Here is a 7,869-nt window from a genome sequence, read left to right on the forward strand (position 1 = left end):
TGCTTGAAGATCGTCGAGCGTCACCGTTTCCAAGTCGCCGCGGCGGGCTTCCTTCATGGCTTCGATGGTGGTGGCATTCGGAACCAAGGGCTCAAAAGGCAGTGCTTTCTCCCGGGCGACGCGCGTGAGTAGCATTCGGAACGCGTCCGACACGGTCAACCCCATCGAGGCGAGCACAACACTGGCCTCTTCCTTGATTTGCTCGTCGATACGGGCCCGGACAACGGCATTTGCAGACATGGCTTATCTCCATTAATGATATGGGCCACATTGTAGCCCAAACGACTGGGAGATGCACCGGCTTTTCTCTGCCTACGCTGTCGCTACTCGAAAACGATATTCTGCAATTAGGGGCTACACACGCCGACGAACCGTGTCGGGCTCGGCATCCGCCCGATTGGCCCGCAAAATAACCGGCGTGCCCAGCGCGGAGGCCAGCCCAACCCCGCCACAGGCCTTTTCAAGCACGGATGAAACGCCCGGCATTCCGAGTTTTCGGTGAACCACGATGGGCAGCACAAACTGCCCGATCTCAGTGGCGTGGGGAAATCCGGCCTCTTTCAGGCTGCGGCGGGCATCAGCCTTTCGGATCGTGTCGAAACGCCGTGTATCGCCCTCGATCCTTTTTTTCAGTCCGAACAGCAGCGGCTCGAGCGCGTTGGCGCCGGACGGGATCGGAAAATCGACGATTACCGCCCGGCGTGCGACCCGCGCCAGCTCGGCGAGAAACCTGCGCCAGTCGCCGATATGCGCCATGATCCGGAACGACGTGACGATATCGAAGCTGCGCTCGGCGAACGGGAGCGGCATCAAGGGCCCGCTCGACAACGTGAGGGCCGGATGATCCAGCCGTTGAACCTGGGCGAGCGCGGCTTCGGAACTCGCATGAACCGTCACCGCGTGACCATCCGCCAGTAGCGGGGCCGCGATTTGGCCGTGGCCGCCGCCAACGTCGAGAACGTTCGCGCCTTGATCGTCTTTGAGCAGCTTGCGCACGGCCGCCGTCTGACGCGACAGCAGCCATTCGCCGCTTTTGCCGCGAAACCGGTTTGCATATCGATCGGTCGACGCATCGAGATCGGGTTGGGACGAGCCAATGTCGGCGATCTTTTCGGTCTCGCCGGGGGTCATTTCACGGCCTTGGGCGATGATCTCAGATATCCCATCGATCGATACCAGTCCGCCGTTCGGGCAAGGCCGTCATCCAGGCCAACCTCGGGCCGGAAGCCGATCAGCCGCTTGGCCTTGTCGACCGAAAACGCGCGCGCCTTGGTAAAAAAGGCGACCCGGCGCCGATGCAGCGGCGGATCGATCCCCACCGGTTTGCAGGCGAACTCGCACAGCGTCGCCGCCGCCATCAGCGGCGCGACCGGCAGCTTGAGCCGGGGCGGTTTGACCGACAACGTGGCCGCGACCTTGTTCACCAGTTCGTTCAACGTGGTGTAGCGATCGCTGCCGATTAGAAAGACTTCGCCGATCGCGGCCGGATGTTCTCCGGCCAGGATCAGGCCCTGGACCATATCGTCGATATAAGTTAAGTGATAGGCGATTTCGCCGGACCCGAACATACGAAAGGTGCCGTTTTCGACGGTGCGGAACAGCTTCAGGAATCGGTCATCGCCCGGTCCGTAGATCCCGGTGGGGCGAACCACCGACACCGGCGCGCCGTCGGCCATCGCCTGGCGCGCGAGATCCTCGCCCGCCAGCTTGGATCGTTGATAGACATCGCCAGGATTGAACGCCGTCTCCTCGTCGGCCGGAATCTCGGCCACATCGCCGTGCACCCCGCACGTCGAGCAATGCACGACCCGACGAGCTCCGTGCGTCTCGGCGGCCGCGAGAACATGCGCCACGGCATCGCGATTGATCCGAAAGTAAGTGCTGTCGGGATGGTTCGCGCTTCGGTAGACCGCGGCGATGTGGAAGATATGGGTCATGCCCTCGGCCGCCCGACTAACGGCCGCCGCGTCGCCGACATCCCCCTCGGCCAACTCGATGTCGGCGGCGGCGAGTTCGTGTGCCTTCGCCGCCTGTTTATCGCGAACCAGCGCGCGGACCGAGTAGCCGCGCTCGACCAGGGTTCTGGCCAGCTGGCCGCCGGTGAAACCGGTCGCCCCTGTAACCAGGGCGCGTCGCGGTGCGTCGTGCTGATCCGTCATGTGTCTACCTCGGATGTTTCGATCATCGGCGCGCCACAATCTCTGTTGCCTCAAAAAAAACGCCGGTTTATTTACTTAGCCGATTGAGGCAGTCATGTTATCGGCTCTGACTTAAGATATTACGCTACGCCGAAGCACCGAAACGGCGATCCAGCAGGAAGCGCACGCTCATGGAAAGCAACGAGATCCAGCGCGAACTCCGGTTCTCCGACGCGCTGGTCGACCGTTTCACGGAACTGACGGGCGATCGCAGCGCGCTGCACACCGACGACGGCTTCGCGCGGCGCACCCGTTTTCGCGAACGGCCGGCGCACGGCATGCTCGCCGTGCTCTCGATCGCCGCGTTGGCCGCGCTGGAACCGGAGTCCGGTGGCATCCGGCTGGAGTCGATCAAAGGGCACTTCCGCGAACCGATATGGACACATGACCGCCTAACGCTGCGCTTGGAAGTCGAGCCCGATGGCGCGTCTCGTCGATTCAACGCCACCTGGACGCGCGCCGGCCGCGCCACGAAGCTTGCCGTCGCCTCGGGACGATATCGGCCGGTCGCACCGGCCAGACAGAAGCCAATCGTATCGGACCCACTCGCGGGCGCACCGCGCCTCGAGCAACTCGATCCCGATCTCGACACCCTCGAAGGACACAGCGAAACGATTCGATTCGCCGCCGATCCCGGCATACTTGCGCACTTCGAGTCCGAAATTCTGGCGCCCATGGGTCTTGAACATGGCTGCTCCGTCTCGCCGGAGCTGCTGGCCGTGCTGATGCTGTCGCCCATGAGCGGTATGCGTCTGCCCGGCCTTCGAGGCGCGTCCCTGCGCTTTGCGCTCGACTTCGTGCGCGCCGTCGAGCCCGGCCAGGAGTGCGCGCTCACCGGTACGGTCCGGCGCGTGCAGCTCGGCGCCGGACACATCTCGACGGACGTTGTTCTCGACGCGGCGGGCGCACCGATCGCCACCGGCGCGCTGGAAGCGCTGATTACGGATCGTCCGGCCGCCATGCCGAGTCCCGCCGAGATCAACGATACGTACCTCGACCTGGGGTTGAGAGGCCGCGTCGCGCTCGTCGTCGGCGGCAGCCGCGGCATCGGCGAAGCCACGGCAAAGTTCCTGGCTTTGCAGGGCGCCTCGGTGGCCTTGACCTATTATCGCGGCGCGGCCGACGCCGAGGCAATCGTCGAGGCGATCCGCGCGGCCGGCGGCACGGCGTCGTGCTTCGCCTGCGATGTACGCTGCACCGACCAAGTGGCGGCGATGGTCGCCGCCGTCGGCGAGACATTCGGCGGTATCAATATCCTCGTGAACTGCTTCGTGGGCCGTTTCGATTCATCGCCGGCGGTATCGAACCACTGGGACGATTATCTGCAAGAGTTGGAGATCTCGGTGAAAGGCGTACACGCCGTCTGCTCCGCCGTCGTGCCGCTGATGCAGAAACGCGGCGGCGGCAAGATCGTCAATTTCTCGGCGCTGGCCGCGCGGCATCCGGCGAGCGGACAAAGCTGCTATACGACCGCGAAGGGCGCCGTTGAAGCTTATACGCGCAACCTCGCCAAGGAGTTGATCCGCGCCAATATTCAGGCGAATCTCGTGGTCCCCAATATGACCGAAACCGATCTGCTGGCATCCGTGCCGCGCACGTTTCGCGATCGGCTAGCGGCGGCGCGCGATTACGGCCGCCATGTGCACCCGGCCGAGGCCGCGCAGGCGGCCGCCTTCCTGGCTTCGCAGTGGTCGAACGCGATGACCGGACAATCCCTGGTACTCAACCTGGGCGAACCACCGTTCGGGTAAGCACGACGAATCGATCGAATACCGACGCTTGTCCCAATTAGCCGAAGCCCGCTACGCGCCGGTTTTGGGGGGAAGTGGCAATAGCGTAAGATCGAGGTCGAGCGACAGCCCGAGCTCTCCAAAGCTGCGTCACGAACAAGAATGCAAGCGTATGAAACTCAGGCAGATAATCCAGCGCTTTCTCATTCCCGGGTTCGTCATATCCCTGATTTACTTTATCCGGTATCGCTGCACCGTCAGCCCTCGCGCTGAAGTCGAGTTGTCGCCGAACCTTCGTATTGGCCGCGGTACTCTGGTCAGCTCTTTCGTGAAAATAAAGGCCACAAACGGTGACCTGATCATAGGCAACCATGCCACCATTGCCACAGGCTGTTTTATAGCAGCCGACGCCGGCGCCGTGACCATCGGCGACCACGCGATAATCGGGCCGAACGTTTGTATCGTCGGTGTCAACTACCGATACGACCGGCTGGATGTGCCCATTGCGCTGCAGGGGGGAACCTCGAAAGGCATACGCATCGGCAACGATGTCTGGATCGGTGCCGGAACCGTCATAATAGACGGTGCCCATATAGGCGATCACTGCATCGTCAAGACGAATTCGGTTGTCAGCGGCACACTGGAACCCAACACGATTGCTCAGGGGCAACCGGCCCGCCCGGTTTCCGTTCGCAGCTAACGCTTTCCGCTGAAACAAACACGTCGGCTGCGCAAGAAATCTTTCGAGGCTCGATCACGCCGCCCGTTCATTTGCTGTGTACGCCTTTCTGCCGGCATTGCTGTCAGCCGCGTAAGTCCGTGCTTGTCGTAGTTATCCCGGGCGCAATCTTGACGTATCTCGGCATATCTTGCTCCCGCGCCGCTGTTCAATATAAATTACTCATTGCCATGGGGGACATAAAAATCAATTGGGAGCACACGCTACTCGGTAGCCGACCTCTCGCGCTTTTCTTCACGTTGCGCACCGACAAATTCCGGTCGATGCCCGGTTACGTTTCGAAAACCGGACTCACTGGAGGCATGCGCTGCCGTAAGCCCGACTGCTGCAAATCCGATGGGCTATTTGCCGACGCACGCGGTAGCGCTACTACCGGGGATTGACATGGACACAGCGGCACAGACGACGGCTCTGGAAGACGCGCCGCGGATACTACGCGAGGAGCTCGCCGCCGGCGAGCTGAGCACGGCGCGGGTGGAGCGCGGCTACAAACGCATTGCCGCCTTACAGTTACCGGTTGACCTTAAAGTTGCATGGGTCGGCAACCATACGCTGGAGCCGGCGCTGCGGTACGCGGCGGTTTCGGCTTTCGTGCACGGCGTCGTGCTGGGCAGCCATGCCGGTGGCTACAATCAGCATGTTCAAGCCGTGCTCGATCCAGGTTCCGCGCTGCATGCCTATGCGCCGGATGCGATCGTGATCTCGTTGTTTCTGCGCGCCCTCGCGCCCTCGCTGGTCAGCGGCGGCGCCGCGCTGTCGGCCGAGATGCGAAAAACCGAGGCCCAACGCGTGCTCGAGCACGTCGAGCAGTGGGTCGAGGCGGCAAAGACGAACACTCAGGCGGCCCTGATGGTCTGCAATTTTCCGCGTCATTCGGTTACGGGGCTCGGACTCGCCGATCTGCGCAGTCCGGTCAGCTCGGCCGCGCTGATTGGCTGGCTGAACGACAATCTCGCCGCCGCCTATCGAGACGATCCGCGTGTACACGTGCTCGACGTCGACCGCGCAATCGCGAACGCCGGCCGTCAGGCGAGTTGGAATCCGCGGATGTACCATCTCGCGAAAATCGCATGGGACGGCCCGGGTCTTCAGGCGGCCGCTCAAACCATCGCGCGGGCGCTCTGTGCGCTCGTCACACCGGCGAAGAAATGCCTGGTGCTTGATCTCGACAATACCCTCTGGGGCGGCGTCGTAGGCGAGGACGGTATCGGCGGGCTCAAGATCGAAACGGGCGATCCGGTCGGAGAGGCTTTTCAAGAATTCCAGCGCGTACTGCTCGACATCAAGGCGCGGGGCGTGCTGCTCGCGCTGGTCAGCAAGAACAATCCCGAAGACGTCGACGAAGCATTTTCGACGATCGATATGCCGTTGAGCCGGGCTGATTTCGCGGCCTGGCGCGTCAATTGGGAGCACAAACCGCTGAATATCGAAAGCATCGCCGCCGAGCTCAATATCGGTGTCGACAGCATCGTTTTCGTGGACGATAACCCGGCCGAATGCGAGCTTGTGCGCCAGACACTGCCCGAAGTCGAGGTTATCGGGCTGCCCCGGGACCCCGCCGACTACGCCGAACTGCTGCAGCAAAGCTGGTCTTTCGACAAGCTCACGCTGACCGAGGAAGACACGCGCAAGACCGAGCAATATCTGGAAAACGCGGCCCGTACCGAAAATCTGCGAACCGCGACCGATTTGTCGGCCTATCTCGAAAATCTCGGTACGAGCGTGGAAATTGGCGCCGCCGCGAGTAAAGATCTGGCACGTCTTCACCAGCTGTTTTCCAAGACGAACCAGTTCAATCTGACGACCAAACGCTACACTTTAGTCGAATTGAAGCAATTTGCCGAATCGGAAGAGTGGTTGTTCGAGTGGATTCGGGTCAAGGACAATTTCGGCGATCTCGGGCTGGTCGGTGCTTATCTGGTCAATCTCAGTGACAAAACGCCGGAAATCGACAGTTTCATATTGAGTTGCCGCGCGTTGGGGCGTGAAATAGAAACCGCCGCGGCCAACCGGATCAAGCAGAAAGTATTCAACAGCGGCGCGGAAGCCCTGTTCGCACGCTTTGCCCCGACCGCCAAGAATCGTCCGGCCGAATCGTTTTACGAATCCCAGGGATTTGACGTGATAGCTGAAAACGACACCGGCGAAAAACGATATCGACTAGACCGCGCACAAGCGCGCCCGCGCGAATGCGCGGCGCTGACGGTTACTGTTACGGAGAATCATTGAATGAACGAACAACTTCGATCGGTCATCGCGGACGCGCTGGATCTGGAGCCCGCGGAAGTGACGCCCGAACTCACCCGCGGCTCGGACGCCGTCGCCTGGGACTCCATGGGCCACCTGCGCCTGATCACGGCGGTCGAGGAGACGTTCGACATCCGCTTGAGCATGGATGAGATCGAAGGCATCACGACCGCGGCGGAACTCGACGGCTGCGTAACCACCCATACCGCGAACAAATGAAGCTCAAGACGATAGCCCAGCGTTTTCTCGTCCCGGGGCCCGTCGTATCACTGCTCTACTTTGTTCGTTACCGCTGTATGGTCAGTCCGCGCGCCGAAGTGGAACTGACGCCGAATCTTCGAATCGGCCGTGGCAGTCAGATCAGTTCGTTCGTCAAGATCAAGGCGACGCGCGGCGATCTCGTCATCGGCGAGGACGTCGACATCGGCAGCGGCAGCTTCATCGCGGCCGATTCCGGCGGCGTGACGATCGGCGATCACGCGATGATCGGGCCGAACGTATCCATCGCCGGCGTCAACTATCGCTACGACCGGTTGGACATGCCGATCGTACAGCAGGGAATCACGTCCAAGGGCATCCGCATCGGCAACGACGTCTGGATCGGCGCCGGCGTGGTTATCCTCGACGGCGCACAGATCGGCGATCACTGCATCATCTCCCCGAACTCGGTCGTCAGCGGTACGCTCGAGCGCGGCACGATCGCGCAGGGGCAGCCGGCCCGCGCGATTTTCGTTCGCAGGTAATCTGCCGGAACACACGAAGCCCCGATTTGAAAATACAGAACTACATATTCGAACCAATTAATACCAACCTTTAAAAATAAGGATACAAGAGGAAGGCGAAAACGATCCGCAAATGAACGCGGAAAACGCAAATGAAAATAAATCTTCTTTATTTTGCGTGCATCGGTGTTTATTTGGAGATATAGTCAAACGTGGTGTATGCGGTCGTGATC

Annotated in this window: 8 protein-coding genes; 5 read left to right on the forward strand and 3 right to left on the reverse strand. The window is 61.3% G+C overall.

What is annotated here, in order from left to right; all coding sequences use genetic code 11:
- From VFJ08_RS07030 to VFJ08_RS07040, 3 genes are all read right to left on the reverse strand, one after another.
- A partial coding sequence (locus VFJ08_RS07030; protein WP_324996486.1) for a type II toxin-antitoxin system RelB/DinJ family antitoxin occupies nucleotides 1-240 on the reverse strand: 240 nt, incomplete at its 3' end.
- A 114-nt stretch (nucleotides 241-354) separates the two neighbouring features.
- Nucleotides 355-1,131 carry a class I SAM-dependent methyltransferase gene (locus VFJ08_RS07035; RefSeq protein WP_324996487.1) on the reverse strand — a complete coding sequence of 259 codons (777 nt, stop codon included), beginning with the start codon at nucleotides 1,129-1,131 and terminating at the stop codon, nucleotides 355-357.
- Nucleotides 1,128-2,159 (reverse strand): NAD-dependent epimerase/dehydratase family protein, encoded by a 1,032-nt coding sequence (locus tag VFJ08_RS07040; protein WP_324996488.1) that lies wholly within the window; start codon nucleotides 2,157-2,159, stop codon nucleotides 1,128-1,130. The genes VFJ08_RS07035 and VFJ08_RS07040 overlap by 4 nt, the downstream gene beginning before the upstream one ends.
- Nucleotides 2,160-2,329: 170 nt before the next feature.
- Between VFJ08_RS07040 and VFJ08_RS07045 the strand changes: the two genes are divergently transcribed.
- The 5 genes from VFJ08_RS07045 to VFJ08_RS07065 all read left to right on the forward strand — a co-directional run bounded on the left by VFJ08_RS07045 (nucleotide 2,330) and on the right by VFJ08_RS07065 (nucleotide 7,657).
- Nucleotides 2,330-3,949: an SDR family oxidoreductase gene (locus tag VFJ08_RS07045; protein ID WP_324996489.1), complete on the forward strand. Its 1,620-nt coding sequence runs from the start codon at nucleotides 2,330-2,332 to the stop codon at nucleotides 3,947-3,949.
- Between the two features lie 151 nt (nucleotides 3,950-4,100).
- Complete coding sequence (locus tag VFJ08_RS07050) at nucleotides 4,101-4,628, forward strand: acyltransferase (protein ID WP_324996490.1); 528 nt, start codon at nucleotides 4,101-4,103, stop codon at nucleotides 4,626-4,628.
- A 423-nt stretch (nucleotides 4,629-5,051) separates the two neighbouring features.
- Nucleotides 5,052-6,896: an HAD-IIIC family phosphatase gene (locus VFJ08_RS07055; RefSeq protein WP_324996491.1), complete on the forward strand. Its 1,845-nt coding sequence runs from the start codon at nucleotides 5,052-5,054 to the stop codon at nucleotides 6,894-6,896.
- Nucleotides 6,897-7,133 carry an acyl carrier protein gene (locus VFJ08_RS07060; protein ID WP_324996492.1) on the forward strand — a complete coding sequence of 79 codons (237 nt, stop codon included), beginning with the start codon at nucleotides 6,897-6,899 and terminating at the stop codon, nucleotides 7,131-7,133.
- 77 nt (nucleotides 7,134-7,210) lie between these two features.
- A complete protein-coding gene (locus VFJ08_RS07065; protein WP_324996493.1) occupies nucleotides 7,211-7,657 on the forward strand; it encodes an acyltransferase in 447 nt (148 codons plus the stop codon).
- Nucleotides 7,658-7,869: the final 212 nt, after the last annotated feature.

The sequence above is a fragment of the Salinisphaera sp. genome (assembly GCF_035690525.1).
GTDB lineage: Bacteria > Pseudomonadota > Gammaproteobacteria > Nevskiales > Salinisphaeraceae > Salinisphaera.

Excerpts from the sequence above, each read along its gene's own strand:
- VFJ08_RS07050 (WP_324996490.1), top strand. The coding sequence starts at position 4,101 with ATGAAACTCAGGCAGATAATCCAGCGCTTTCTCATTCCCGGGTTCGTC.
- VFJ08_RS07065 (WP_324996493.1), top strand. The coding sequence starts at position 7,211 with ATGGTCAGTCCGCGCGCCGAAGTGGAACTGACGCCGAATCTTCGAATC.
- VFJ08_RS07060 (WP_324996492.1), top strand. The coding sequence starts at position 6,897 with ATGAACGAACAACTTCGATCGGTCATCGCGGACGCGCTGGATCTGGAG.
- VFJ08_RS07055 (WP_324996491.1), top strand. The coding sequence starts at position 5,052 with ATGGACACAGCGGCACAGACGACGGCTCTGGAAGACGCGCCGCGGATA.
- VFJ08_RS07045 (WP_324996489.1), top strand. The coding sequence starts at position 2,330 with ATGGAAAGCAACGAGATCCAGCGCGAACTCCGGTTCTCCGACGCGCTG.
- VFJ08_RS07035 (WP_324996487.1), bottom strand. The coding sequence starts at position 1,131 with ATGACCCCCGGCGAGACCGAAAAGATCGCCGACATTGGCTCGTCCCAA.
- VFJ08_RS07040 (WP_324996488.1), bottom strand. The coding sequence starts at position 2,159 with ATGACGGATCAGCACGACGCACCGCGACGCGCCCTGGTTACAGGGGCG.